The 23,908-nt window shown below is 63.0% G+C and carries 27 protein-coding genes; 13 read left to right on the top strand and 14 right to left on the bottom strand.

What is annotated here, in order from left to right:
* Positions 1 to 8: 8 nt before the first annotated feature.
* The 3 genes from WA070_RS02940 to WA070_RS02930 form a co-directional block, all read right to left on the bottom strand.
* Complete coding sequence (locus WA070_RS02940) at positions 9 to 2,096, bottom strand: autotransporter assembly complex protein TamA (RefSeq protein WP_422632673.1); 2,088 nt, start codon at positions 2,094 to 2,096, stop codon at positions 9 to 11.
* 61 nt (positions 2,097 to 2,157) lie between these two features.
* Positions 2,158 to 2,637: a DUF1465 family protein gene (locus tag WA070_RS02935; protein ID WP_422632672.1), complete on the bottom strand. Its 480-nt coding sequence runs from the start codon at positions 2,635 to 2,637 to the stop codon at positions 2,158 to 2,160.
* 116 nt (positions 2,638 to 2,753) lie between these two features.
* Complete coding sequence (locus WA070_RS02930) at positions 2,754 to 2,951, bottom strand: YdcH family protein (protein WP_422632671.1); 198 nt, start codon at positions 2,949 to 2,951, stop codon at positions 2,754 to 2,756.
* A gap of 173 nt (positions 2,952 to 3,124) precedes the next feature.
* Here WA070_RS02930 and WA070_RS02925 point away from each other — a divergent pair, with 173 nt between their 5' ends.
* Positions 3,125 to 3,283 (top strand): YdcH family protein, encoded by a 159-nt coding sequence (locus tag WA070_RS02925; protein ID WP_422632670.1) that lies wholly within the window; start codon positions 3,125 to 3,127, stop codon positions 3,281 to 3,283.
* 231 nt (positions 3,284 to 3,514) lie between these two features.
* Here WA070_RS02925 and WA070_RS02920 read toward each other — a convergent pair whose 3' ends face one another.
* The 4 genes from WA070_RS02920 to WA070_RS02905 form a co-directional block, all read right to left on the bottom strand.
* Positions 3,515 to 3,889, bottom strand: a complete 375-nt coding sequence (locus WA070_RS02920) for a PilZ domain-containing protein (RefSeq protein ID WP_422632669.1) — start codon at positions 3,887 to 3,889, stop codon at positions 3,515 to 3,517.
* Between the two features lie 61 nt (positions 3,890 to 3,950).
* Complete coding sequence (gene dksA / locus WA070_RS02915; RefSeq protein ID WP_422632668.1) at positions 3,951 to 4,415, bottom strand: RNA polymerase-binding protein DksA; 465 nt, start codon at positions 4,413 to 4,415, stop codon at positions 3,951 to 3,953.
* A gap of 533 nt (positions 4,416 to 4,948) precedes the next feature.
* A complete protein-coding gene (locus WA070_RS02910) occupies positions 4,949 to 5,665 on the bottom strand; it encodes a hypothetical protein (RefSeq protein ID WP_422632667.1) in 717 nt (238 codons plus the stop codon).
* A gap of 68 nt (positions 5,666 to 5,733) precedes the next feature.
* Complete coding sequence (locus tag WA070_RS02905) at positions 5,734 to 6,171, bottom strand: host attachment family protein (protein WP_422632666.1); 438 nt, start codon at positions 6,169 to 6,171, stop codon at positions 5,734 to 5,736.
* A gap of 113 nt (positions 6,172 to 6,284) precedes the next feature.
* Between WA070_RS02905 and serS the strand changes: the two genes are divergently transcribed.
* From serS to rimO, 5 genes are all read left to right on the top strand, one after another.
* Positions 6,285 to 7,697, top strand: a complete 1,413-nt coding sequence (gene serS / locus WA070_RS02900; RefSeq protein ID WP_422632665.1) for a serine--tRNA ligase — start codon at positions 6,285 to 6,287, stop codon at positions 7,695 to 7,697.
* A 111-nt stretch (positions 7,698 to 7,808) separates the two neighbouring features.
* On the top strand, positions 7,809 to 8,573 hold the full coding sequence (surE, locus tag WA070_RS02895; RefSeq protein ID WP_422632664.1) for a 5'/3'-nucleotidase SurE: 765 nt from the start codon (positions 7,809 to 7,811) through the stop codon (positions 8,571 to 8,573).
* A 56-nt stretch (positions 8,574 to 8,629) separates the two neighbouring features.
* Positions 8,630 to 9,685: a peptidoglycan DD-metalloendopeptidase family protein gene (locus tag WA070_RS02890; protein WP_422632663.1), complete on the top strand. Its 1,056-nt coding sequence runs from the start codon at positions 8,630 to 8,632 to the stop codon at positions 9,683 to 9,685.
* Positions 9,685 to 10,743 (top strand): potassium channel family protein, encoded by a 1,059-nt coding sequence (locus WA070_RS02885; protein ID WP_422632662.1) that lies wholly within the window; start codon positions 9,685 to 9,687, stop codon positions 10,741 to 10,743. The genes WA070_RS02890 and WA070_RS02885 overlap by 1 nt, the downstream gene beginning before the upstream one ends.
* A gap of 35 nt (positions 10,744 to 10,778) precedes the next feature.
* Entirely contained in the window at positions 10,779 to 12,161 is a 1,383-nt protein-coding gene (rimO, locus tag WA070_RS02880) for a 30S ribosomal protein S12 methylthiotransferase RimO (protein ID WP_422632702.1), read from the top strand.
* A 6-nt stretch (positions 12,162 to 12,167) separates the two neighbouring features.
* Here the strand turns inward: rimO and WA070_RS02875 are convergent, their stop codons facing one another.
* Positions 12,168 to 12,971: a DUF4163 domain-containing protein gene (locus WA070_RS02875; RefSeq protein ID WP_422632661.1), complete on the bottom strand. Its 804-nt coding sequence runs from the start codon at positions 12,969 to 12,971 to the stop codon at positions 12,168 to 12,170.
* Between the two features lie 17 nt (positions 12,972 to 12,988).
* Positions 12,989 to 13,189, bottom strand: coding sequence for a hypothetical protein (locus WA070_RS02870; protein ID WP_422632660.1), 201 nt, complete (start codon positions 13,187 to 13,189; stop codon positions 12,989 to 12,991).
* A gap of 140 nt (positions 13,190 to 13,329) precedes the next feature.
* Between WA070_RS02870 and WA070_RS02865 the strand changes: the two genes are divergently transcribed.
* The 4 genes from WA070_RS02865 (at position 13,330) to argC (ending at position 17,026) form a co-directional block, all read left to right on the top strand.
* Positions 13,330 to 14,724, top strand: a complete 1,395-nt coding sequence (locus WA070_RS02865) for a leucyl aminopeptidase family protein (protein ID WP_422632659.1) — start codon at positions 13,330 to 13,332, stop codon at positions 14,722 to 14,724.
* A gap of 85 nt (positions 14,725 to 14,809) precedes the next feature.
* Complete coding sequence (locus WA070_RS02860; protein ID WP_422632658.1) at positions 14,810 to 15,217, top strand: MarR family winged helix-turn-helix transcriptional regulator; 408 nt, start codon at positions 14,810 to 14,812, stop codon at positions 15,215 to 15,217.
* Positions 15,177 to 16,085 (top strand): C40 family peptidase, encoded by a 909-nt coding sequence (locus WA070_RS02855; protein ID WP_422632657.1) that lies wholly within the window; start codon positions 15,177 to 15,179, stop codon positions 16,083 to 16,085. The genes WA070_RS02860 and WA070_RS02855 overlap by 41 nt, the downstream gene beginning before the upstream one ends.
* Positions 16,082 to 17,026, top strand: a complete 945-nt coding sequence (gene argC, locus WA070_RS02850; RefSeq protein WP_422632656.1) for an N-acetyl-gamma-glutamyl-phosphate reductase — start codon at positions 16,082 to 16,084, stop codon at positions 17,024 to 17,026. Before WA070_RS02855 ends, argC begins: the two co-directional genes overlap by 4 nt.
* Before the next feature lie 111 nt (positions 17,027 to 17,137).
* Here the strand turns inward: argC and WA070_RS02845 are convergent, their stop codons facing one another.
* On the bottom strand, positions 17,138 to 17,347 hold the full coding sequence (locus tag WA070_RS02845) for a hypothetical protein (RefSeq protein WP_422632655.1): 210 nt from the start codon (positions 17,345 to 17,347) through the stop codon (positions 17,138 to 17,140).
* Between the two features lie 225 nt (positions 17,348 to 17,572).
* On the opposite strand from WA070_RS02845, the gene WA070_RS02840 reads away from it, so the two are divergent.
* Together WA070_RS02840 and WA070_RS02835 are read left to right on the top strand one after the other, a co-directional pair.
* Positions 17,573 to 17,746 (top strand): hypothetical protein, encoded by a 174-nt coding sequence (locus tag WA070_RS02840; RefSeq protein ID WP_422632654.1) that lies wholly within the window; start codon positions 17,573 to 17,575, stop codon positions 17,744 to 17,746.
* A 59-nt stretch (positions 17,747 to 17,805) separates the two neighbouring features.
* Positions 17,806 to 19,131, top strand: coding sequence for a PQQ-dependent sugar dehydrogenase (locus tag WA070_RS02835; RefSeq protein WP_422632653.1), 1,326 nt, complete (start codon positions 17,806 to 17,808; stop codon positions 19,129 to 19,131).
* Positions 19,132 to 19,150: 19 nt separating this feature from the next.
* Here WA070_RS02835 and WA070_RS02830 read toward each other — a convergent pair whose 3' ends face one another.
* Positions 19,151 to 19,966, bottom strand: a complete 816-nt coding sequence (locus tag WA070_RS02830) for an ATP-binding protein (RefSeq protein ID WP_422632652.1) — start codon at positions 19,964 to 19,966, stop codon at positions 19,151 to 19,153.
* Positions 19,967 to 20,076: 110 nt separating this feature from the next.
* Here WA070_RS02830 and WA070_RS02825 point away from each other — a divergent pair, with 110 nt between their 5' ends.
* Complete coding sequence (locus tag WA070_RS02825; RefSeq protein WP_422632651.1) at positions 20,077 to 21,030, top strand: L-threonylcarbamoyladenylate synthase; 954 nt, start codon at positions 20,077 to 20,079, stop codon at positions 21,028 to 21,030.
* Positions 21,031 to 21,149: 119 nt separating this feature from the next.
* Here the strand turns inward: WA070_RS02825 and WA070_RS02820 are convergent, their stop codons facing one another.
* The 3 genes from WA070_RS02820 to WA070_RS02810 form a co-directional block, all read right to left on the bottom strand.
* Positions 21,150 to 21,413, bottom strand: coding sequence for a hypothetical protein (locus WA070_RS02820; RefSeq protein ID WP_422632650.1), 264 nt, complete (start codon positions 21,411 to 21,413; stop codon positions 21,150 to 21,152).
* Positions 21,414 to 21,509: 96 nt separating this feature from the next.
* A complete protein-coding gene (msrA, locus tag WA070_RS02815) occupies positions 21,510 to 22,043 on the bottom strand; it encodes a peptide-methionine (S)-S-oxide reductase MsrA (RefSeq protein ID WP_422632649.1) in 534 nt (177 codons plus the stop codon).
* 41 nt (positions 22,044 to 22,084) lie between these two features.
* The gene (locus WA070_RS02810) at positions 22,085 to 23,788 is read right to left on the bottom strand and encodes a long-chain-fatty-acid--CoA ligase (protein ID WP_422632648.1); all 1,704 of its coding nucleotides are present in this window, start codon (positions 23,786 to 23,788) and stop codon (positions 22,085 to 22,087) included.
* Positions 23,789 to 23,908 lie beyond the last annotated feature (120 nt).

Here is a 23,908-nt window from a genome sequence, read left to right as displayed (position 1 = left end):
CTCGTCCATCAAAATGCCTGCCCCAGGGAGACATAGACGGCGATCTTCGGGTCGCCCGACTGCGGATTGACAGGCGTGCCCACGTCGATACGGATCGGGCCAAAGCTGCTGTAATAGCGCAAGCCAAGCCCGGTCCCGATGCGCAGGTCGCGAAAGCGCGGCAGGAAAGTGGTGGAGATATTCCCCGCATCCACGAACGGCACCACGCCGAAATTCCCGAAACGCACTCGCGCCTCCAGCGAAAATTCCGCCAGGCTCTTGCCGCCCACCGGCTTGTCGTCCGGGCCATAACGCGGTCCGATCGCCTGATAGCCGTAGCCGCGCACCGACCCGCCACCGCCCGCATAGAAACGCCGCGAAGGCGCGATCTGGTCCACCGTCGATCCCAATATCGTCCCGAACCGCGATCGAGCGGCGATCACGACCTTTTCGCCCACTGGCTGATAAAGGCTGCCATCCACCTGCACCTTGGCATAGCCGAACGTCGTGTTCTGGAACGACAATTCCGGGCTGAGGCGTCCGCCCAGTCGAAAGCCCTTGGTCGGATTGAGCAAATCGTCGCTACCATCGTAGGTCAGGCTGAGCGGGATCGCGCCTATCAGGAACGTGCGCCGCGCCCCGCCCGAAAACGCATCCGCCTCATCCGACGCGATCAGCTCCGCGCCGAACCGCCATACCCAATTCTTCTGGAACAATATATTGGTCTGCCGCTCCAGCCCGCCCGACAGCGTGACGGTCCGCGCGTCATAGGCATCGCGGCGAATATTGCTGACCGACACCAGTCCCGTCAGCACATTGTCGCGCCGGTGGAAATTGTTGCGGCGATAGGTGAAGGACGCGGTCTGCTCCTGCGTCCCCACCACCCCGCGCACCGTCACCGCGCCTTCGGGCGGGAACAGGTTGCGATGCTGCCAGCTAAGTTGCGCGCGATAGCCCTCACCCGTGCCATAGCCCAGTTCGCCAGCGATCGTGCGCAGCGGAGCAGGACGCAGATCGACGGCCAGATCGACATGCTCGCCATCGCCTGCATCCCTGGGCTTCAGGCTGACCGAGGACACCAACCCGGTTGCTACGATTGCGCGGCGCAAATCCTCGACATCCGACGCCATATAAGTGTCGCCCCGTTTGAAACGGGCAATCTCCGCCACATGTCTGGCGTCGAAGAGGCGGTCGTCGCTCATCACGATCGCCCCGAAACTGCGATAGCCGCCGGGCGTCACGATGATGTCCAGATCGCCTTTGCGCTCCTCATGGTCGATGCGCACTTCCGGCTCGTCCACCCTGGCGAAGGGAAAGCCATTGTCGAGCAGCGCTGTCGTCAATGTGTCGCGTGCGGCCAATATGACGTCGGCGTCGACCGGATCGCCCGGCTTGGGCGGGAACGCCTCACGCAGCTTTGGCTCCCGCTCGCCGGTTTCGGCAAGCCCGGTAACGTCCACCGTATCGAGCAGATATTGCGTCCCCGGCACGATGACGAACGTCACGGCCAGTTTGTCACCGCCAGTGGGCGGTGGCGCGACTCCCCCCCGAATCCGCGCCGCATAATAGCCCTTGGCCCGCAACAACGTGTCGAGCAGGTCGCTATCTTCTTTCACGCGACGGTTGATCTGGGCGAGGTTGGCAGACTTGCCCTGCCCCTGACGCAGAGCCGACAATTGGTCGAATCGCGCGGAGAAGGACGCGTCCGCAATGCCATCGATCCCGCTCAGCCTAACTGTATAGCGCCGCTCCTCCCCCGTGTCGGCGAAGGCCGCCACATCCTCGACCGCCTCGTCGGGACTGGCCGTCTCGGGCGCTTTGTCAGCAGTGGCCGCCTGCACATCCACCGAATCCTCGGGCAATGGCACCACGCTATCGGCCTGCCCCATGTCGGGCCAGTCCAGCCCGATGTCCGGCATCGCGTCGAGCGGTTGGTCCACCTGCGCGGCAGGATCGGGCGTGACTGCGGTGGGCGAAGGTGCGGGCGACGATGGAGCCGGGCCAGCCGTCTGCCCTTGTGCGCCACAAGGAAGGGCGAACAGCAACGGGGCCAGAATAAGCCGGGCGGCGTGCGGGCGGCCAGAAGTGCGGCATACTGTCCGCAAACCATGGGTCATCGCAACGGTTTAGACCAAATATGGGCGATAGCGCCAGCCTGTAAAAGCGTGTGCGTCTGGCTTAAAAGGCGGTGTGCAACCGATCCAGCAGAGCACGGGCGGGGTTGGCGTCCGGCACGCTCGCCGGGCACAGCATCATGTCCATGCGATCCTGTAACCGACCGACGCGATCATAAAGTTCCTGGCTTCCCTCGATCAACGAACGGGCAGCGAACGGGAAACCGTTGGACAGCGCGGTGTCCGTCTCTGCCGCACGACCCAGACGATATTTGTCGTCCGCCAGATCCGCGTCGCCAATTTCGCCGCGCTGCCAGGCGCGCTGGCTCAATAGCCAGGCGATGATGTGCATCAGCCGCGTCGTGACTTTCAGCGATTCGCAGGCAAAGGATACCCTGCGCAATGGATCGGCAATCCCGTCATCCAGCGCGCTGCCGCCATCGAAATAAGAGCGCGCTTCATCCGCCATGATCATGGCCTCCAGATAAAGGCCATCTACCAGCCGACGATGAAGGCCACGATCGAGAAAGGTTGCGCTTTGCATCGACCCTGCCTTGCACATTATCGCAATCTTGTCAGGCCCATTGGCGGCACCATGCCCGCCCCTGTCCCATTCGGGATCAGTTACCGCGCCATTAACCATAAAAGGCTGTGAGGCGGTCAGGCGATGATGTCGGGGACCAGCGCGTCTTCGAGTTGGGCTATCTCGTCGCGCAGCCGCAACTTGCGCTTCTTGAACCGGGCGATCTGCATCTGGTCGCCCCCGCCGCTGACCGCCAGAGCAGCGATCGCGCTGTCGAGATCGCGATGTTCGACGCGCAGCAACTCCAGTCGGCGCATGATGTCTTCCCGGCTCATCGCGCGCCCTTTTCCCGACCCATCAATTCCATGACGCTATGGATAGCCGGGTCGCCCGCTGCGAGCCATCGCAAAATTTCCAGCAGATCGTCGCAAAGCGCGAATCTGCGCGAGACATGCTCCAACTTTCATGATCTACTTCGTCATCCATCACCCCTCGTAAGGAGAATGTCATGGAAAGTAGCCATACCTCTGCCCTTTCAGCTAAACATGCCGGCCTTGATGCCCGAATCAAGGCGGAGACGAGTCGGCCCATGCCCGACGCCATTCTCGTGGCTTCGCTCAAAAAGCAGAAGCTGCGGTTGAAGGAAGAAATATCGGCGCAACATTGACGCCGATCCGCGCTTGAAGGGAAGAGGTCGGGATCGATGGCGAAAGACCGTCGATCCGGCCGTCCCAGCGCTTCGATGCATAAAGAAGGATGTCCTTCCCGCCCGTTCGCGATGAATAGGGACTGAGCAAAGTCGAAGCCCCGTATCGACGCATCAGGCAGATGCGTCTTGGCTACGACAGGCTATTGCATAATCCCCAAATCGTCTGAAATCATTGGCTCCCAAACGCAATCACCGACGCGGCGATCTGCCCGCCAACGGTCGCAGATAATCAGGCATCATCGGTTGCTCGGCACCACTCGACACCGGCTTGCGCGCCAGTTGCGGATCGATCGGGGTGTCGAAGGTCACACCGACCTTGTCCCCCCGCGCCCACGCGACGCTGGCCGATACCCGGCCGATTCCGCGCAGGTCGAACTGGACCTTTGTATCTGCAGGCACCGCCCGTTCGCAATCGGCCATCAGGCCAGTCGCCGACAGGTTGCGCACCCGCGCCTTGCCCAAAGGGACGCCTTCGGGCGTGCTGAAATTGGTCAACAGAAACAGGCTGTCGCGCGGAGAATTGCGCGCCGGACCTCGATCGTTACCATCCTGCTCATGATTCATGCCAACGACCCAAATTATAATGTGACGCTGCATGATCTAGCCATGGGGAATGGAAAAAAGGTTAATCGTCGCGGGAGATCTTTTCCTGCCGCTCATGCCGCTCCTGCGCTTCGACCGTCATCGTCGCGATCGGCCGTGCTTCCAGCCGACCCAGCGAAATCGGCTCGCCCGTCACTTCGCAATAGCCATATTCGCCATCGTCGATCCGGCGTAGCGCCGCTTCGATCTTGGAAATCAGCTTGCGCTGCCGGTCGCGGGTGCGCAGTTCGATCGACCAGTCGGTCTCGCTCGACGCCCGGTCATTGAGGTCAGGCTCGCGCAGCGGCTCGTTCTGCAGGACAGCGAGCGTGCCTTCCGCCTCGCTCAATATCTGCTTCTTCCAGTCCAGCAGGCGCTGTCGGAAATATTCCAGCTGCACCGGATTCATGAACTCTTCGTCTGAAGACGGCCGATAATCCGCAGGAAGGGACACAGTCGATTTGGGCGGCTTTTCACCGTCTTTATCGGAATTCAATACCGATGCCATTTGGCTCTCCGACTCGAAGGGTTCCGGCACGTAACTGTCCGGCCGCCCAAGACTTTTCATTAGTCGCGCCTCATAGCCATCGGCGCAGGGAGGCACAAGCGCGCAATGGGCTTACGGGCGCCTGCCCCGCTCCATTTTTTCGCACCCCCCTGCCGCGCTTTTACAGCTCACGCTTTTACATACAGGCCAGGAGTCGTTCCATAGTGGGACGTTAACCATATCGCTTGATGCAAAGGGCGGATTTTCCTCGACTTGCCCCCCACATTCGGGGTTAACGCCATTGCAGTTAACGCTTTCTTTTGCGTTCTATCGCATAGGAAGTTCCCACCGGCCAGTTACTGGATAACGCCAGCATCGGGTCAGGGGGGCAACAATAAAAGAGTGGAACCTATGTCGGTACGAATGGCATTGGCTAAATTGTGCGCCTGCACTTGTGGCGGAGCGATCATTGGCGGGGGCGCCGTGCATGTTGCCGAAAGCGCGCGGCCGGCGGTGGTTCACAGCAACAAGAGCGTGAAGGCCGCGCCCAAGCGCTATGCCGCCCGCACCGTCAAGCGCAAGGTGGTGCGCACGGTCACGTCCTGCGCGCCGCAGACGGTGACGGTGACCACCCGCTCCGGTCCCATTCCCTTGCCAGCCCCCCTGCCTGCACCGATGGCTGAAATGCCGATGATGTCGGGCGGCGGCGGCGCTGTACCTGTCGTCATGGGCGGCAGCGGCGGCTTTGGCGGCGGCGGGTTCATGGGCGGATTCTTCGGCGGCAGCGGCGGGGGAGGCGGCGGCGGTTCGGTCATCATCTCCTCGACCAGCAGCTCGACCGGCGGCATCAGCAGCTCGACCAGCTCGACCACGGGCGGCGTTTCCACCTCCACCGGCGGGGTGTCCACTTCGACGGGCGGCGTATCGACATCGACCGGCGGCGTATCCACGTCCAGCGGCAACGTTTCGACGTCCAGCGGCGTCTCGACCTCCAGTGGCAACGTGTCCACCTCCAGCGGTAACGTGACGTCGTCCAGTTCCACATCCAGTTCGACGTCATCCAGCACGTCGTCCTCGACCAGCACATCGTCCAGCACCTCCTCCTCGTCGAGCACATCGTCGTCCTCGTCGGGCGGCACATCGACCAGCACGGGCGGCACGGACGTTCCTGCGCCGCCGATGGTTCTGCTGTTCGGCGCGGCCGCCGCAGCGCTCATCGCCCGTCGCAAATTCGCCGACCGCAAGGCACAAAAGGCGGCCTGACCTCGCATCACAATGCCAGATAAAAAGGGCGGCGCTGGATATCCAGCGCCGCCCTTTTTCATGCCTCCAAACCCGATCAGCTTTGCGCGATGATCTTCTCGATTTCCGGCACCGGATGATTGGACAGATCCTTGGCGATCTCGCCCACCAGCCGGTCCGACACCGCCTTGTGATAATGTTTGCGCATCTCTCCCAGCGTATTGGGCGACGCGACGATAATCAGCTTCTCATAATCATTGGCCAGCGCCCCGCGCTTCAACATATCCGCCGCTTCGGCCGCAAAGCGCTGCTCCTCCAGCACATGATAGTCGTTCTCGCCCATCGTGCCGGATGCAGTGCCAGTCGATGACGATTGCCCCGCCTTGTCCGACGCTTGGTCCAGATGCGCGGGATTATCCTGCATCTTGACCGTTTCAGTTTCCAGATTGGGATGAGTCGCATCCCCCTTGTTGCGGAAGAACAGCATCTTGCGGCCATCGGCCACCAGCACCACCGCGTCATGATCGATTTGCATCGCATCCATCCTTTTCGTTTTTGCCATTCTTTCGTTTCTGAAAGATAATCGACCAACGATCCAGCAGCGCACAGGGTTGCGCGGCCCGTCGCACGGCGGCATAGAACCGCCCCATGCATGACATCCGCTTCATCCGCGAAAACCCCGCCGCTTTCGACGCAGGCCTTGCCCGTCGCGGCCTGCCTCCCCTCTCCGGCGAGATCCTTGCGCTCGATGAACAAAGCCGCGCGATCAAGACCGAGTTGCAAACGGGGCAGGCCCGCCGCAATGAAGCGAGCAAACTGATCGGTCAGGCAATGGCCGCCAAGGACATGGCCAAAGCCGAAGCGCTCAAAGCCGAAGTCGCCGCGCTCAAGGAAACCACGCCAGCACTGGAAGCGCAGGATCGCGAGATAGGCGACGCGCTGACCGCCATGCTCGCCGCCATCCCCAACCTGCCCGCCGACGATGTGCCGGAAGGGATGGACGAAGACGCGAACGTCGAAGTCAGCCGCTGGGGAACACGACGCAGCTTCGATTTTACCCCACAGGACCATGCGGAATTCGGCCCAGCGCTGGGCCTCGACTTCGAAGCTGGCGTGGCCTTGTCCGGTGCCCGCTTCACCGCCCTGCGCGGCCCCATGGCCCGCCTCCACCGGGCGCTGGCCCAATATATGCTGGACACCCAGTCCGGCGAAAATGGCTATGAAGAAACCAACCCGCCGCTGCTGGTAAAGGACGAGGCGCTATTTGGCACGGGGCAATTGCCCAAATTCGCCGAAGATCTTTTTTCGACGTCATACTCGCTGGACCTTCCAAAGCTTCAAGCAAATATAAGAAGCGAGTGTGCAGGAAAGTTCGCAAACACGATAACAGAGGACTTGTTCGTCGCTGGGCTTTCTGCGCAAATAAAAGCTAGTAATGATGCTGTCCCGAAGCGATGGCTCATCCCTACCGCCGAAGTCTCCCTCACCAATCTCGTCGCGCAGCAGATCGTGCCCACCGCCAGCTTACCCGTCCGCCTCACCGCGCTCACCCCCTGCTTCCGCTCCGAAGCCGGGTCGGCCGGGCGCGACACGCGCGGTTTCATTCGCCAGCATCAGTTCGAAAAGGTCGAACTGGTCGCCATCTGCACGCCCGAGGAGTCCGAGGCCGAACACGCCCGCATGTGCGCCGCCGCCGAAGGCATCCTGCAAGCGCTCAACCTCCCCTATCGCAAGATGCTGCTCTGCACCGGCGACATGGGCTTTGGCGCGCGCAAGACTTGGGATCTGGAAGTCTGGCTGCCCAGCCAGAACACCTATCGCGAAATCAGCTCCGTCTCCAACTGCGGCGATTTTCAGGCCCGCCGCATGAACGCCCGCTACAGGCCGGAGGGGGAGAAGCAGACCCGCTTCCTCCATACCCTCAACGGTTCTGGCCTCGCCGTCGGACGCACATTGGTCGCCGTGCTGGAAAATTACCAGCAGGCCGACGGCAGCGTCATCGTGCCGGAAGCGCTCGCCCCCTATATGGGTGGGGTGACGCGCCTGACACCAAAAGCTTAGCCGTTCGCCCTGAGCGAAGTCGAAGGGCTTTGCCGAGCGCCAGCGAGGCGAACTTCGCTGCGCTAAGCCGAAGGCTTCGACAAGCTCAGCCCGAACGGAGGTGGTTTAACTATGCGTATCCTGCTCACCAACGATGATGGCGTCCATGCACCGGGCCTTAAGGTGCTGGAGGAAATCGCCCGCTGTTTCTCCGACGACATCTGGATCGTCGCCCCGCATGAGGAGCAATCGGGCGCAGGCCACAGCCTGACGCTCACTCGCCCCTTACGCGTCCACAAACATGGCGACCGGCATTTCAGCGTCACTGGCACGCCCACCGACGCGGTGATGATGGCGATGGGCCATTTGATGCAGGACGCCCGGCCCGACCTCATCCTCTCCGGCGTCAATCGCGGCGCAAATCTGGCCGAAGACGTCACCTATTCCGGCACCGTCGCTGCCGCGATGGAGGGCGCCATTTCCGGCGTCCGCTCGATCGCGCTCAGTCAGGTCTATGCCAAGGAAGGCATGGGCGACGCCGTCCCCTTCGCCGTCGCCCGCGCATGGGGCGAACGGGCGCTGCGCCCGCTGATCGACCTGCCACCCTCGCCGCGCATGTTGTTCAACGTCAATTTCCCCGCGATCGAACCCGAAGCGGTGCAGGGCATCCGCGTCGTGCGGCAGGGCTTTCATGACGTCGACCGCACAAAGATCATCTCCGGCGTCGATCCGCGCGGCTACCCCTATTATTGGTTTGGCCTTGGCACCAGCGACGCCGTGCCGGACGGCAGCGATCTGGCCGCCATCGCACAGGGCTATGTCACCGTCACGCCGCTCCATTACGACCTGACGCAGGACAGCGCTCTGGCCACCACCGCCGCCGCCTTCGCGTCCTGACGATCGGCGCAGCGTCAGGGGATGGCAATCGGCGCGCGTTGCGATAGACCGGACGCATGACGCGCCCGTCCCTCCTGCTGGCCCTGCCCCTGATGCCCCTCGCGCTGACCGCCTGCATCCCCAACCAAGCCGAGCGTTACCCAGCCGCGCCCACACCCGCCCCGTCGCCCCGGCTCGACACTGATGCATCGGGCGTGTCGCTGGCCGAAGCCGAACCGGTCTGGACCGCGCAGCAGGTTGTCGCCAACGCCCGCACCGTCGCTCCCGCCCGCTATGTCGTCCAGCCCGGTGAGACGCTGGGCGGCATCGGCAACCGCACTGGCGCAGGGTCGGACGCCATCGCTCGCGCCAACGCCCTCACCCCGCCCTACGCCCTGCGCGCAGGCCAAAGCCTCGCCATCCCCGGCGGCCGCTATCACAGCGTCGCATCGGGGGAGACGGGCATCGCCATCGCCGCCGCCTATGGCATCCCATGGGGCCGTATCGTCGCCGCCAACGGCATGGCCGCGCCCTACACCCTGCGACGCGGCCAGCGCCTGCTGCTGCCCGACAATGCGTCAACGCCCGCGCGCTCCAGCCTCGAACAGCGCGCCTCCGCCTTTCGCATCGACATTGACGATGTGCTCACCGGTGGCCAGCCAGCGGCGGCGGACGACGCCCCGGTCGCCACCGCCTCCGCCCGCCCCCGCCCCTTGCCCTCCAACATGCCCATCGCTCAGCCAAAGCCCTTCGCCGGGCATTTCCTCTGGCCCGTGCGCGGCCCGATCCTCTCCCGCTTCGGCCCCGGCGAAAGCGGCGCGCGCAACAACGGTATCGACATCGCCGCCCCCACCGGCACGCCCATCCGCGCAGCCTCCGACGGCATCGTCGCTTACGCAGGGGACAAGGTGGCTGTCTTCGGCGGCCTTATCATCCTCACCCATGGCAGCGGCTGGGTCAGCGCCTATGGCCACGCCAGCCGCGTAACCGTCGTGCGCGGGCAAAAAGTGACGAAGGGCCAGGTCATCGGCCAGACCGGCGACACCGGCTACGCCAGTCAGCCCAAACTCCATTTCGAACTGCGTAAAGACCGGGTGCCGGTCAACCCGCTCACCCAGTTACCGCCCGCCTGATGCGCATCGATCAGACCCGCCCTTCGGACTCCATGGCCGGTTTCCTGCGACGGCGCTCGTCTTTGCCGATGTGGGCCGATCTCGTCTGGCGCGTGGTGCTGGTGTTCGGGCTGATCTCGTTGGTGCTGCTGCTCCACTGGGTCGGGCGAGACGGCCTGCGCGACAATCTGGATAACCAGATCAGCTTCGTCGATGTGCTTTATTTCACTACCGTAACGGTTACGACCGTCGGCTATGGCGACATCGTCCCCGTCACCCCCGAAGCGCGCCTGTTCGAAGCCCTGCTGGTCACACCGATCCGCCTCTTCGTCTGGCTCATCTTCCTTGGCACGGCCTATAATCTTTTTTTCCGCAACATCCTCTACAGGTGGCGTATGGCACGAATACAGGCGGATCTGCACAATCACATCATCGTCACCGGCTTTGGCACCAGCGGTCAGGAAGCGGTCAGCGAACTCCTCGCCCGTGGCACCGACCCTCGCGAAATCGTCGTCATCGACGGCAGTGAAAAGGCGCTCTCGCTGGCCGAAGACATGGGCTGCAACATCCTGTGCGGCGACTCGACCCGCGACCGCACGTTAAAGGACGTCGCCATCCACCGCGCCCGCAGCATGATCGTGTCCGCCGGGCGCGACGACACCTCCATCCTCATTACGCTGACCGCCCGCCACCTTGCCCCCCGCCTGCCGATCAGCATCGTCGTGCGCAACGAAGACAATGAACTCCCCGCGCGACAGGCAGGCGCCACCACCGTCATCAACCCCGTCAGCTTCGCAGGCCTCCTGCTGGCGGGCAGCACTAGCGGCCGCCACATCGCCGATTATATGTCCGATCTGGCGGCCTCCGGTGGTCGCGTAAAATTGCAGGAACGTCTGGTCCTCACTCAGGAAATCGGCCAGCCGCTGTCGGCCATCACCACCGGCCTTGGCGTGCGCATCTACCGCGACGAGCGCCCGATCGGCTTCTGGGAGGACGGCGCGCAAAAACTGCAAAGCGGCGACCTCATCATCGAAATCGTGGAAAGCGACACGAGCGGAGAACCACCTGATCGCGCCTGATTGGACGACGCGTGACATTGGCCGCAAAAATCCCTATGTGCCCGGCGATCATGGCAACCAAATTTCCGCAAGCGCCGAAGATCGGCATGGTATCGCTCGGCTGTCCCAAAGCGCTGGTCGACAGCGAACGCATCCTCACCAAGCTGCGCTCCGATGGCTATCAGATGTCCGCCGACTATGCCGGCGCCGATGTCGTGCTGGTCAACACCTGCGGCTTCCTCGATTCGGCCAAGGAAGAATCGCTCGAAGCCATCGGCGAAGCGATCGCCGAAAATGGCCGCGTCATCGTCACTGGCTGCATGGGGAACGAAGCGGAAATGATCCGCGCCCGCTTCCCGCAAGTGCTGGCCGTCACGGGCGCGCATCAATATGAGCAGGTCGTCAACGCCGTCCACGACGCCTCGCCGCCCGTCCCCAACGCCTTTGTCGATCTGGTCCCCGAAGGCGGCCTGAAACTGACCCCGCGTCACTACAGCTATCTGAAGATTTCCGAAGGCTGCAACCATCGCTGCTCCTTCTGCATCATCCCCTCGATCCGGGGCGATCTGGTCAGCCGCCGCATCGACGCCGTGCTGCGCGAAGCGGAAAAGCTGGTGTCGGCAGGCACGAAAGAACTGCTGGTCATCAGCCAGGATACCTCGGCCTATGGCGTCGACACCCGCCACGAATCGCGCCAGTGGAAGGGCCGCGACGTGCGCGCCCACATGACTGACATGGCCCGCGAACTGGGCGGCCTGCGCACGGCCGAAGGCATCGCCCCATGGGTGCGCCTGCACTATGTCTATCCCTATCCCCACGTCGATCATGTCATCCCGCTGATGGCCGACGGCCTGCTGACCCCCTATCTCGACATCCCGTTCCAGCACGCCGCGCCCAGCGTCCTGAAAGCAATGAAGCGCCCGGCCAACGAAGCCAAGGTGCTCGACCGCGTCCATAAATGGCGCGCCATCTGCCCCGACATCACGATCCGCTCGACCTTCGTCGTCGGCTTCCCCGGTGAAACCGAAGCGGACTTTCAATATCTGCTCGACTGGCTCGACGAAGCACAACTCGACCGCGTCGGCGCCTTCCGCTTCGAACCGGTCGAAGGGGCCGCCGCCAACCTGCTCGACGGCGCAGTGCCTGAAGAGGTCAAGGAAGAACGCTACCAGCGGATCATGGAAAAGACCGCCGCGATCAGCGCGGCGAAACTTGCCGCCAAGGTCGGCCGCACCCTGCCCGTCATTATCGACGAAGTGGGCGACCGCGACGAGGAAGACGGCTCCATCGGTTCCACCGCGCGCAGCCAGGCCGACGCCCCCGAAATCGACGGCAACGTCTTCCTGCGCGACGTGGGCGAAGGCCGCAAAGCGGGCGATATCATCGACGTCGTCATCGAAGACGCCGACGACCACGACCTCTACGGCGTCCCCGCCTGACGCGCCTTACGGCTTGACGAATGCATCCCTGTAGTCGGTCTTGATGGCGCTTAACATCGCGGCATCGACCGGCAGGGCGATCTCGTAACTACCCTCGGCATAAGGTCCGGCACTATAAGGCCCAACGATGACGGTAACGCCGTCGATCGCCTTGCCATCCTTCGACGTCAGCGCCACCACTTCCTTCATCGGGTCGATGCACTGGGTAAATTCATCGTTGCCCCGAACGACCGGCGCACCGCGCTTCTCGGCCCGCTCCTTGTCCAGAGCCTTACAGAATCGGGCGCGAATGGCCTCGGCAAAGGCCGCCTCGCTCGTCATGATCGTCTTGACGCTCGTCTCCTGCAAACGCGCCTTGTCCCATAGCAAAGCCTCATAAGCCGTCATGCCATGCGCCCCGCCCGTGAACACATAGGTCTGCGCCTGAAGCGACAGGAAGCGCGGCGTGTCCCCTGCGACGGTCCATTCCGTTTCCAGACTATGGGTGTGATAGGGAAAGCCTGACGTCTTGGCGGAATCGCGATCGTCCTTTGCCATCTTCAACGCATCGGCCCGCGTCATCTCCATGTCCTTCTCGAACTTGGCGACCAGCTTGGGAATGGCGGCGGCCTGCGCCGGATAGGCATAGGCAAATTCCAGCAGCCCGTCCGCTTCCTTGCGCGCAAACGGCTTGGCAGGCGGCGCAGCGACTGGCTGCGCCCCTGCCATCTTCTCCACGAACCGCCGGGCCGACGCATTGTCGCTCTGGCTATTCTGCGCGTCAGGCGAAGCCTTGCAGGCGGCAACGGCCAACACGGCCGTCATGAGCATGATGTGACGCACCCGGGTCAGTGGGCCTGCGCAGCGCGGCAGCGCTCCCCGATCGCACTGCGCGCATATTCGCTGTCCAGCGCCGCGCCCGCGTTGGACCAGCCTTCGGCGACCAGCGCGTTCTTCACGGAATTGAGATTGTCGAACCGACCGGTTTCCGCCAGCGCATAGGCACGGGCGCGCGCGGCCTGAATGCCGCGATCATCCTGATGAACCATCTTATCTCTCCTCATTACTTTATGGGCGTCAGGCTAGGCCAGGCCGATGCTTTGGGCAAATACGCACCGGGCCAGACGTGCGTGGGAAGCGACGAACTTTGCCCTTCCCTTCGCCCCGGCCTTTCACCTACATCCCGGCTATGACCCAATATGCCGACCTGCTCAAACCAGACAACAACCAGCCCGCCCGTTCGATCCACCTGCTCGAAAGCGCCGATTTCGACGGCTGGTTTCTGGCGCAATCCGACGCCGTGCGCGGCATCGTCACCGCCCATAAATTCCACGCAAAGCCGATGGAATATGCCATCCTGCCCGGCGGCACGGGCGAAGACTGGACCATCGTGGCCGGTGTCGCGAAAAAGGCAGCGCTGACCAGCTGGTGCCTGGCCAAACTGGCCGAATCCTTGCCCGAAGGCACCTATCGCCTGCACGAAGGCATCCCCGGCGCAGCGGCGCTCGGTTGGCTGACCGCCCAATATCGCTTCGACCGCTACCGCAAGGACGAGAACCCCGTTGGTCGGCGCATCCTGCTGAGCCGCGACATCGCCCATATCGACGACAGCGTGCGTCTGGCGCAGGCGGTCGCGCTGGTCCGCGATCTCGTCAACACCCCCGCCGCCGACCTTGGCCCCGCCGAACTGGAAGCAGCCACGCGGCAGGTCGCCGATAGCTTCGACGCCCATGTCGAAGTCACGCGCGGCGATGTGCTGGAGCAGGGCTATCCCATGATCCATGCAGTCGGCAAAGCTGCGGACAAGGCCTTCGCCCCGCGCCTCATCGAACTCACCTGGGGCGATCCTGCCGCCCCCCGCATCGCGATCGTAGGCAAGGGTATCTGTTTCGACAGTGGCGGTCTCGACATCAAACCCTCGTCTGGCATGCGCCTGATGAAGAAAGACATGGGCGGCGCGGCCCATGCGTTGGCGCTAGCGCAACTGATCATGGGTGCGCGCCTGCCCGTTCGGCTGCACCTGCTGATCCCGGCTGCTGAAAATGCGATTGCGGGCAATGCCTTCCGCCCCGGCGACATATTGCGATCGCGCCGGGGGCTGAGCGTCGAGATCGGCAATACCGATGCCGAAGGGCGGCTGGTGCTGGGCGACGCGCTGACACGAGCCGGAGAGGAAAAGCCCGAACTGTTGATCGACTTCGCCACCCTGACCGGCGCGGCGCGCGTTGCGGTCGGACCGGACCTGCCCGCCCTGTTCGCCAACGATGACGCGCTGGCCGCAGATATGGCAGCGGCCGGGGACGCCGTGGACGATCCGACATGGCGACTGCCGCTGTGGGACGGCTATGCCGACATGCTCAAATCCGACATAGCCGATATCAACAATGCGGGCGAAGGCGGCTTTGCCGGCGCAATCACCGCCGCCCTGTTCCTCAAACGGTTCGTGCCGGACGATACGCCCTGGCTCCACCTCGACACCTTCGCCTGGCGCCCTGCGTCCAAACCGGGCCGTCCCAAGGGCGGCGAAGCGCTTGGCCTGCGCGCTGCCTTCCGCCTGTTGCAGCAACGCTACCCGCGCCACTGACGTGCTTCCCCTCGCCTCGTCCCATAAGCGCAATATTGTCGATGGCCGTTACGCAACCGGATTGGCCACGATGCGTTAAGCCGACATGAACGCTCACGCCGCACCCAACTCATCGCTCGAAATCGAACGCCCCGGCGTTCGCCCACTCAGCCACTGGATGCGCACGCTGGTGGATTATGTGCGATCGGGTAAGCCTGATCTGACCAATCGGCAGATGGCGCTGATGATGACCGTTTATATTGGTTCAGGGCCGCATACGGTGCGCGGCCTTGCCGAGATATTGCATGTTTCCAAACCGGTTATCACCCGCGCGCTCAACAAATTGTCGGCGCTGGGATACCTGCGGCGGGAACGTGATGTGACCGACCGGCGCAATATTTTTATAACGCGGACATCAAAAGGCGCGGAATTCCTTGACGCCTTTCACCATTTCATCGCAGGAACCGCGCGCGATGAAAGGCACGAACACCCCACCACGGAACGCACCGCCTGAACGGACCCGGTTTCGGCTGGATGGCCGCTCCACTGCGCTCGACCACCGGATACACGCCGCGCGTGGCGATCTGGCCGATCTCTCTTTGGCAGGCACATTGTTTTCGGCCCATTATGCCCGCGCCGTTCCACTGACCTGCGTCGCAGGTGGCAGCCCCATCCTCTCGTCCCCCATGGTAACGGCCGAAGCGGTCAGCGAATTGCTGCGCGGCGAAACCTTTCATGCGCTGGATGTCATGACAGATTGGGCATGGGGCTTTTGCGGCCATGACGGCTATGTCGGCTACATCCGCCGCGATGCACTCGACATATTGGAAACGCCCAGCCACCGCGTCACCGCCATCAACGCACCTTTGTTCAGCGCGCCCGACATCAAGGCGTCGATCCTCGATTACTGGCCGGTCGGCGCGCTGTTTTCCGGCGAAGCGGAAGGCGCATTCGTCGCTTGCGCGGAGGGCTATATCCACGCCCGCCATGCTGAGGGGATCGATGACAAAGCCCCCGACTGGGTCACTGTGGCAGAACGCTATATCGGCCAGCCCTATGTATGGGGCGGACGCGGCTATCGTGGCATCGATTGTTCGGGACTGGTGCAGGTCGCGCTTGGCCAGAACGGAATGTCCGTGCCGCGCGACACCGATCTGCAATGCGAAGGAATCGGCAATCCGATTGACAGCGAGGTCGCATCGCGCCGGGGCGACCTTATCTTCTTTCCCGGCCATGTCGGTATCATGAGCGATGGCGAGACGTTGCTACATGCCAACGCGCACTGGATGGCGGTCGTCGCAGAACCCTTGGCCGATGTCGTCGCGCGATTAACGAAAGACCATGCGCAGCCCATCGTCGCACGGCGGAGAATTATCGAGTGAGCACCACAGTATTCATCGATGGCGGCGTGGGCACGACGGGCATAGAGATTGGCGACCGAATCGCCGGACGGCCCGAATTGTCGCTTATTACGATACCGGAACAAAGTCGTAAGGACGCCGCAGCCCGGCGCGATGCGCTGAACGCGGCGGATATCGTGATTCTGTGCCTGCCCGATGACGCGGCGCGCGAAGCGGTCGCCATGATCGACAATGACCATACGCGTGTGATCGATGCATCGACCGCGCATCGCGTTGCCGATGGGTGGACCTATGGTTTTCCCGAGCTGGAACCTGGCCATCGCGAACTGCTGGCCAACAGCCGGTTCGTCGCCAATCCGGGCTGCTGGCCTACCGGTTTCCTCGCTCTGGTGCGGCCGTTGGTCCTGGCTGGACTGATTCCTGCCGACTGGCCTGTCACCGTGTCGGGCGCGTCGGGCTATTCCGGCGGTGGGAAATCGATGATCGCGGAATATGAAGGAGCGGCCGGTACGCCCACCGCATTCCGTGGTTATGGACTTGGTCTGGGGCATAAGCATGTGCCGGAAATGACCCGCTATTCGGGCCTCCTGCATCCGCCGCTGTTCGCCCCTGCCGTCGCCAGCGCCTATCGCGGCATGGTGGTCGAAGTGCCGCTGCAATTGCGCGCGATGCCGGGTGTGCCGGCACTGGGCGATGTTCACGCAGTGCTGGCGCAAGCCTATGCCGGATCGCCGATCGTGTCGGTGGCTTCGCTGGACGACAGCGCGGCCATGGGTCAGATCGAGATTGAGCATGTCGGCGCGACCGATCGGCTGGCCCTGTTCCTGTTCGGCAATGCCGACAGCGGTCAGGCGCGACTGGTGGCGGCGCTGGACAATCTGGGCAAGGGCGCGGCGGGCGCAGCGGTGCAGAACCTCAACATCCTGGCGGGCCTGCCCGAAACTGCGGGTCTTCGGCTATAATCGCGCCTTAACGCTACTTCCGTTCATTTCGAGCATCGTCGAGAAGCCCAGGCGAAGCACTCATTGCTTCTCGACTTCGATCGAAGCGAACGGATGAAAAGGCATCCGGCTTTAGTGGATCGTACCTAACGGCTCATCATAAGCGAGCAGCACTATCAACCGCTCGATCTGCCGCCAGTGGCAAAAATGGATATGGTTGCCGACGTCCAGGCTGCGGTCCGCACGGGCGGCGGCTTCGTAACCGGCGTTGTCGCCGAACAGCGACATGAGTTCGGCGGCATCCTCGTAGCTCTTTCGGTCCGAAAGATAAGGTAGCTGCATATATCCCCGCTTATTGTTTCCACAGCGACCTTGCCGGGTCCATCCCACTACTCAATATCCATGCCATTTCAACAGTTTGATGTATCAGGCGGGGCAGAATGATAAATGGGCCGTTAGGTAAGTCCCAAGCCGGGACCATAGTCCCGCAACGACACGAATTATCCCGAAACGATACAGCTTCAAAGGCGCTGGCCTTGGCATCAGGTCCGTGGCAAGGACAGCGATATGACGAATGACAGGAAAGACCCGACCGGTTCGGGCGCGATCATCGCCTTTCTCATCATTGCAGGAGCGATCACGGGTGGGCTGATGGGACAACCCAGCATCGGCCTGCTGGCGGGCGTGGCGCTCGGCATCGTCATCGCCATTGTGATGTGGTTGCGCGACCAGCGTAAATAAGCGGTTCGGCACCCGCCATCCACCTTGCCCGGCGCGCCATGGCGACATAGATGTGTGGCATGAACAAGCATCTGATCGCCCTCCCCCTCGTCGTCCTCGTCCTGGCAGGCGGCACCTTCCTCTATCTGGCGCAGGGCGACACTGCGCAACTGCCCCCAGGCGCGGATACGGGCCGCGAGCCGGTGTTCACCGGCGCTCGCAGCGAGATGATCCCAACGGTCAACATAGCCGACGTCAAACCATGGGCAGCGACTGAAAAGCCGGTTGCGGCAAAGGGGCTGGCCGTAGCGCGCTTTGCCGACGGGCTTGCCCATCCACGATCCATGCTGCGCCTGCCCAATGGCGACGTGCTGGTCGCCGAAACCAACAGTCCTCCCCGCCCCGCTGGCGGCATCGTCAACCGCGTCATGAACTATCTGATGGACAAGGCTGGCGCCGGCGTCCCGTCGGCCAATCGCATCACTTTGTTACGGGACGCCGATGGCGATGGGCGCGCGGAAACGAAGACCGCCTTCCTGACCGGCCTCAACTCCCCCTATGGCATGGCGCTGGTCGGCGACACATTGTACGTCGCCAATACCGACGCGCTGCTGGCCTTCCCCTATAAAGTCGGGGAAACGAAAATCAGCGTGGCCGGGCGAAAGGTCATGAACCTGCCCGCGCAGGCGCCCAATATGCACTGGACCCGAAGCCTGACCGCCAGCCCTGAAGGGCTGCTTTATGTCGGTATTGGCTCCAACAGCAATATCGGCGAAAATGGCCTGGAAGCCGAAGCCAACCGGGCCTCGGTGTTGGAAGTCGATCCCAAGAAGGGCGATTATCGCATCTATGCGTCGGGCCTGCGCAATCCGGTGGGTCTGGCTTTCGAACCCAGGAGCGGCGCGCTGTGGGGCGTGGTCAACGAACGCGATATGCTGGGCAGCGATCTGGTGCCGGACTATCTGGCACGGGTGGAGTTTGGCGGCCTCTACGGCTGGCCATGGAATTATTGGGGCGGCTATGAGGATCGCCGGGTTCAGCCACAGCGGCCCGAAATCCGCGAATATACCAAGCGCCCCGATTATGCGCTGGGCAACCATGTCGCCCCATTGGGCCTGACCTTCGCGGACAAGGTGACGCTGGGCGCGCCCTATACGGACGGCGCGTTCGTGGGCCTGCATGGCAGTTGGAACCGCAAGCCAGCCGCTGGCTACAAAGTCGTGTTCGTCGGCTTCACCGATGGCGAGGCGGGCAAAGCCAAGCCGATCGACGTGCTGGACGGCTTCCTGGATGCGAAGGGCAATGCGCGCGGCCGTCCGGTCGATGTCACCGCCGACGCGAAAGGCGCGTTGCTGGTCAGCGACGATGTCGGCGGCGTGATCTGGCGCGTGACGAAGGCGCAGTGATGGAACGAACGGGCGTCCGTCAGACGGTCAGTCCGTGTCGCCCCGCCAGTTCGACGACATATTGCCAGGCGACCCGGCCCGACCTGCTGCCCCGCTGCGTCGACCACTGGATCGCATCCAGCGGATCGAACGCCAGCCCCATTTTTCCGGCATAGCCAGCGACGATCGCGACATAGGCGTCCTGATCGAGCGCATGGAATCCAAGGCTGAGGCCGAAACGATCGGACAGCGCCATGCGGTCGTCCACCACATCGCGCGGATTGACGGGATCATCCTGTTCCGACAGGTGACGCGGCACGATGTGGCGGCGATTGGACGTGACATAGAGCCGGACATTGGCCGGACGCGCCGCCGTTCCGCCCTGAAGCAGTGAACGGAGCGCGCGCGCGTCGCCCACCCCCTCATCGAAACCCAGATCGTCTAAAAATAGGATAAAGGGCCGTTTCGTCCCGCGCAGCAGCGAAAAAAGTGTGGGCAGGCTCGCCAGCTCGTCGATCGCGCATTGCAGCAGCGCAATGTCCTGCCCCTCCTGCTGGAGCAGCCCGACGACCGAAGCCACGACCGCAGATTTGCCTGTCCCGCGCGCACCCCATAGCAGCGCGTCGTGCGCCGCATGGCCAGCGGCATGGCGGCGGCTGTTTTCCAGCAACGCGGCCTTTTGCGCATCGATGCCGGTCAGCAGGTCATAGGCGACTGGCGCGAAATCCTCCACAGCGCCGATCGCCACGCCATCCCAGACATAGGCTGGCGCGCTGGTCAGGTCGGCGGAGGACGCGGGCGGCGGCGCGATCCGTTCCAGCGCCTCTGCGATGCGGGTGAGCAGCAGGTCGTTCATGGCGCGGGCTTACCGCTCCCAACTCCATGCCGCAAGCGGCGACGGCGATGTCATGCTGTCGTCGCAATGGTCTTTTACTTGGGATCAGACGCGATTATAGCGCCGGGACCGTGACGATCGCAAATTCAGCCTATATCACTCGATCCTGCCGCTACAGCGCCGAAACGCTGCGCGAGGCAGCCTTGTTGATCCGCGCAGGCGAACCAGTCGCGGTGCCGACCGAAACCGTCTATGGTCTTGCCGCCGACGCCACCGACAATCATGCCGTCGCCAGCATCTACACAGCCAAGGGACGACCCAGCTTCAATCCCCTGATCGTCCATGTCGCCGATCGCGAAATGGCAGGTCGGCTGGCGGAATTTTCCCCCGTGGCGAACGTGCTGGCCGCGCGCTTCTGGCCCGGCCCCTTGACGCTCGTGCTGCCCGTGCGACCAGACAGCGGGCTGTCGCCCCTCGTCATGGCAGGCCTGCCTACCGTCGCGCTTCGGCTGCCCGCGCACCCGGCCATGCGCGCGCTGATCCGCGAAAGTGGCCGTCCGCTTGCCGCCCCATCCGCCAACCGCAGCGGGTCGATCAGCCCGACGCGCGCGGACCATGTGCTGAACAGCCTCAACGGTCGCGTGCGGATGATTTTGGATGAAGGGCCGACCAGCGAGGGCGTGGAATCGACCATCGTTGCGCCGGACATGGACGCCATTCGCCTGCTGCGCCCCGGCCCGGTGACGGCGGCAATGCTGGAGGAGGCGAGCGGCCTGCCCATTCTGATAGGCGCGGGCGGAAAAATCGAAGCGCCGGGCCAGATGGAGAGTCATTATGCGCCCTCCAAACCCGTGCGGTTGAACGTGTTGCGCGCAGAGAAGAACGAATATCTCATCGGCTTCGGTCTGATGCCCTGCCACCTGAACCTCAGTGCAGACGCCAACATCGGCGAAGCAGCGGCAAACCTGTTCGCCGCGCTCCACATCGCCGACGCCAGCGCGGAAACCCGCATCGCTGTCGCCCCCATCCCGTTCGAAGGGATAGGCATGGCGATCAACGACCGCCTGAAACGCGCCGCCGCCTGAAACGCCAAACGATGGGCGGCATTACTCAGCTTCCCTTCGTTTCGAGCGAAGTCGAGATACACATGCCCCGCGCCACTTACTTCACACGAAGCAAATGGAACAAAGACAACCCTTAATTCTCAGCAATTCTCATCATAGCCTGCATCGCGACACTGACGCCGCCGGTCCTTGTCCGCCTGCTTGCGCGCCTTGCCTTCACGCGCTTCCTGCTGGCGCATCTTGCGGCCATAGTTGCGATCGGATTCTTCCTGACTGGTCGTCGCCCAATCTGCCGCCTGCGCACCGGCGCGCACGGGCAGAGTGACGACGTCCAGCGCGGTCTTGGCGACGCAGCCCGGCAGCGCCAGCATCAACGGTACGGATAGTAGCAGCACGCGATTCATCAACAGTCCCCCGACTTGGTTCACCCCGCCATGCCATGACCAACATGAAAGGTCGATGAAGCATGGCGGAAAAGGCGACGAGCCGTGCCCAAGCGATCAGGCGTCGATGCGCTCCGCAAAACCCTTGCGCAGCTTGGCCAGCTTGGGCGGGATCACCGCCATGCAATAAGGGTTTTGCGCGCCGACCCTATCCCAATATTTCTGATGATAATCCTCGGCAGGATACCAGGGCGCATCGGCCTCGATCGTCGTGACGATCGGATCGCCATGGTCCGCCTGCGCCCGCTCGATCGCAGCTTTGGCCTCCGCTTCCTGCTCCGGAGTATGGGGAAAGATGGCGGAACGATATTGGGTGCCGACGTCATTGCCCTGCCGGTTCAGCGTCGTGGGATTATGCGTCGCGAAAAAAATGTCGAGCAGGTCGGCATAGCTGATAATGTCCGCGTCAAACGTCACGCGGATCGCTTCGGCATGGCCGGTGGTGCCCGAACAGACCTGCTCATAGGTCGGGTCAGGGCGCGCTCCGCCAATATACCCGCTTTCAACCGCCCTCACGCCTTTCAGATTCTGATACACCGCCTCGGTACACCAGAAACATCCACCCGCTATCGTTGCGACTTCATCGGCCATTGTTTAATCCTTATCTGTATCGAACGCACAGATAAGAAGTATCAGGCCGGTGTTCCAGTGTCCGCCGCCGCATCCGCCTTGGCCCGCTCCTCCGCCACCAGTTCCTTGCGCGACAATTTGCCGACCAATGTCTTGGGCAGGTTCAGTCGCACTTCGACCTCCTTCACCCGTTCATGCTTGCCAAGCTGCGCGTTCAGCCAGTCCTTCAATGCCGCGCCATCTACGTCAGCGCCATCCGCCAGCGTCACGAAAGCCTTGGGCTGCTCGCCGCGATAGCGATCCGGCACGCCGATCACCAACGCCTCCTTCACCTGCGGATGATGATAGAGGACCGCCTCGACCTGGCTGGGGAAGACCTTGAATCCCCCGACGGAGATCATGTCCTTCAACCGATCGACGATACGGACATAGCCGTCGGCGTCGATCTCGCCGACGTCACCCGTGCGCAGGAACTCGCCGATGAAGACTTCCTTGTCGGCGTCCGGCCTGTTCCAATAGCCTTTCATGATCTGCGGCCCGGCGAACATCAATTCACCCGGCTCGCCTTCGGGCGGCGGCTGGGTCGGATCGTCGCGATTGACGATTTTGACGCGCGTCCCCGGCACAGGTTGCCCCACGGTCCCGGTCTTGTTCAACCCTTCATAGGGATTGGAACACACGATCGGGCTGGTTTCGGTCAGGCCATAGCCCTCGATCAGCTTCGCGCCGGTCGCCGCCTCGAACCGCTGCTTGACCTCCAGCGGCAAGGGTGCGCCGCCGGAGATGCAAGCACGCAGCGACGAAAAGTCTATGTTGCGGATGGCTGGATGATCCAGCAGCGCCTGATACATGGTCGGCACGCCGGGCAGCGACGTCGCCTTCGTCCGCTGGATCGCGGCCAGCACCTGCACAGCCTCGAACCGGGGCAGCATCACCATCTGCCCACCATTCATGACGGTGCGGTTGAGCGTGCAGGTATTGGCGAACACATGGAAGAAAGGCAGCACCGCGATGATGCGATCCGCCTCGTTGGCATGGGGATCGATCGCCTGCGCCTGCCGCGCATTGGCGGTCAGATTCTGGTGCGTCAGCATCGCGCCCTTGGGCGTGCCGGTGGTTCCGCCGGTATATTGCAACAGGGCGACGTCCTCCACCGGGTCGATCGCGACCGTCCCGCAATCGCCACGATTGGCGATCAGCCTGTCATAGCGCACGACGCGCGGATCATGGGGCAAGGGCGTCGTTTCGCTGGCCTTGAACAGGCGGAACAGCGCGGATTTGACCGGAGACAGCATCTCGGCCACCGACCCGACGACCAATGTTTCCAGACTGCTATGGTCCAGCACCTTCAATGCGGTCGGCAACAACGCCTTGGCCGACAGAGTGAACAGGATCTTGGTGCCGCTATCCTCGACCTGATGTTCCAGTTCGGCAACGGTATAGAGCGGCGAGAAATTGACGACGATCGCGCCAGCCATCAGCGCGCCATAATAGGCCGTCACATAATGGGGTGTATTGGGCAGGTAGAGGCCGACCCGGTCGCCCTTGCGCACGCCCATGCCCTGCAACCCGCAAGCGACGCGGCGGATTTGCGCGAACACGTCGCCATAGCTGAACTGCCGCCCCAGAAAGTCGATCATGGGCGCATCCGGGTGGGCCATGGCGCTGTTGGCGACCATCTCCCCCATCGACAGCGGGGTGAACGTCCTGTCCCAGACCGTAGGGTGCTGGTACTGCTCTCTCCAGATTTTTTCTATATTCTCCATGGGCAAATACTATGTCCATGTCCCGCTTTACGCAAGCGTCAAGCAAAGCACCGCGCCCATGAAAAAAGGCCGCGCCAGTCGCCCGGCGCAGCCCTTGCCCTTGCATCATCGCAACGCCCT

The organism is Sphingobium sp. (assembly GCF_049304695.1).
Classification (GTDB): Bacteria; Pseudomonadota; Alphaproteobacteria; order Sphingomonadales; family Sphingomonadaceae; genus Sphingobium.
Note: the sequence above shows the minus strand (reverse complement) of the source record. Positions and strands in the feature narration are given on the sequence as shown.

What these genes read in the sequence shown, in the direction of transcription:
- WA070_RS02940 (WP_422632673.1), bottom strand. Translation starts at nt 2,096, where the DNA reads ATGACCCATGGTTTGCGGACAGTATGCCGCACTTCTGGCCGCCCGCAC.
- WA070_RS02935 (WP_422632672.1), bottom strand. Translation starts at nt 2,637, where the DNA reads ATGCAAAGCGCAACCTTTCTCGATCGTGGCCTTCATCGTCGGCTGGTA.
- WA070_RS02930 (WP_422632671.1), bottom strand. Translation starts at nt 2,951, where the DNA reads ATGAGCCGGGAAGACATCATGCGCCGACTGGAGTTGCTGCGCGTCGAA.
- WA070_RS02925 (WP_422632670.1), top strand. Translation starts at nt 3,125, where the DNA reads ATGGAAAGTAGCCATACCTCTGCCCTTTCAGCTAAACATGCCGGCCTT.
- WA070_RS02920 (WP_422632669.1), bottom strand. Translation starts at nt 3,889, where the DNA reads ATGAATCATGAGCAGGATGGTAACGATCGAGGTCCGGCGCGCAATTCT.
- dksA (WP_422632668.1), bottom strand. Translation starts at nt 4,415, where the DNA reads ATGGCATCGGTATTGAATTCCGATAAAGACGGTGAAAAGCCGCCCAAA.
- WA070_RS02910 (WP_422632667.1), bottom strand. Translation starts at nt 5,665, where the DNA reads ATGCGAGGTCAGGCCGCCTTTTGTGCCTTGCGGTCGGCGAATTTGCGA.
- WA070_RS02905 (WP_422632666.1), bottom strand. Translation starts at nt 6,171, where the DNA reads ATGCAAATCGATCATGACGCGGTGGTGCTGGTGGCCGATGGCCGCAAG.
- serS (WP_422632665.1), top strand. Translation starts at nt 6,285, where the DNA reads ATGCATGACATCCGCTTCATCCGCGAAAACCCCGCCGCTTTCGACGCA.
- surE (WP_422632664.1), top strand. Translation starts at nt 7,809, where the DNA reads ATGCGTATCCTGCTCACCAACGATGATGGCGTCCATGCACCGGGCCTT.
- WA070_RS02890 (WP_422632663.1), top strand. Translation starts at nt 8,630, where the DNA reads ATGACGCGCCCGTCCCTCCTGCTGGCCCTGCCCCTGATGCCCCTCGCG.
- WA070_RS02885 (WP_422632662.1), top strand. Translation starts at nt 9,685, where the DNA reads ATGCGCATCGATCAGACCCGCCCTTCGGACTCCATGGCCGGTTTCCTG.
- rimO (WP_422632702.1), top strand. Translation starts at nt 10,779, where the DNA reads ATGTGCCCGGCGATCATGGCAACCAAATTTCCGCAAGCGCCGAAGATC.
- WA070_RS02875 (WP_422632661.1), bottom strand. Translation starts at nt 12,971, where the DNA reads ATGCTCATGACGGCCGTGTTGGCCGTTGCCGCCTGCAAGGCTTCGCCT.
- WA070_RS02870 (WP_422632660.1), bottom strand. Translation starts at nt 13,189, where the DNA reads ATGGTTCATCAGGATGATCGCGGCATTCAGGCCGCGCGCGCCCGTGCC.
- WA070_RS02865 (WP_422632659.1), top strand. Translation starts at nt 13,330, where the DNA reads ATGACCCAATATGCCGACCTGCTCAAACCAGACAACAACCAGCCCGCC.
- WA070_RS02860 (WP_422632658.1), top strand. Translation starts at nt 14,810, where the DNA reads ATGAACGCTCACGCCGCACCCAACTCATCGCTCGAAATCGAACGCCCC.
- WA070_RS02855 (WP_422632657.1), top strand. Translation starts at nt 15,177, where the DNA reads ATGAAAGGCACGAACACCCCACCACGGAACGCACCGCCTGAACGGACC.
- WA070_RS02845 (WP_422632655.1), bottom strand. Translation starts at nt 17,347, where the DNA reads ATGCAGCTACCTTATCTTTCGGACCGAAAGAGCTACGAGGATGCCGCC.
- WA070_RS02840 (WP_422632654.1), top strand. Translation starts at nt 17,573, where the DNA reads ATGACGAATGACAGGAAAGACCCGACCGGTTCGGGCGCGATCATCGCC.
- WA070_RS02835 (WP_422632653.1), top strand. Translation starts at nt 17,806, where the DNA reads ATGAACAAGCATCTGATCGCCCTCCCCCTCGTCGTCCTCGTCCTGGCA.
- WA070_RS02830 (WP_422632652.1), bottom strand. Translation starts at nt 19,966, where the DNA reads ATGAACGACCTGCTGCTCACCCGCATCGCAGAGGCGCTGGAACGGATC.
- WA070_RS02820 (WP_422632650.1), bottom strand. Translation starts at nt 21,413, where the DNA reads ATGAATCGCGTGCTGCTACTATCCGTACCGTTGATGCTGGCGCTGCCG.
- msrA (WP_422632649.1), bottom strand. Translation starts at nt 22,043, where the DNA reads ATGGCCGATGAAGTCGCAACGATAGCGGGTGGATGTTTCTGGTGTACC.
- WA070_RS02810 (WP_422632648.1), bottom strand. Translation starts at nt 23,788, where the DNA reads ATGGAGAATATAGAAAAAATCTGGAGAGAGCAGTACCAGCACCCTACG.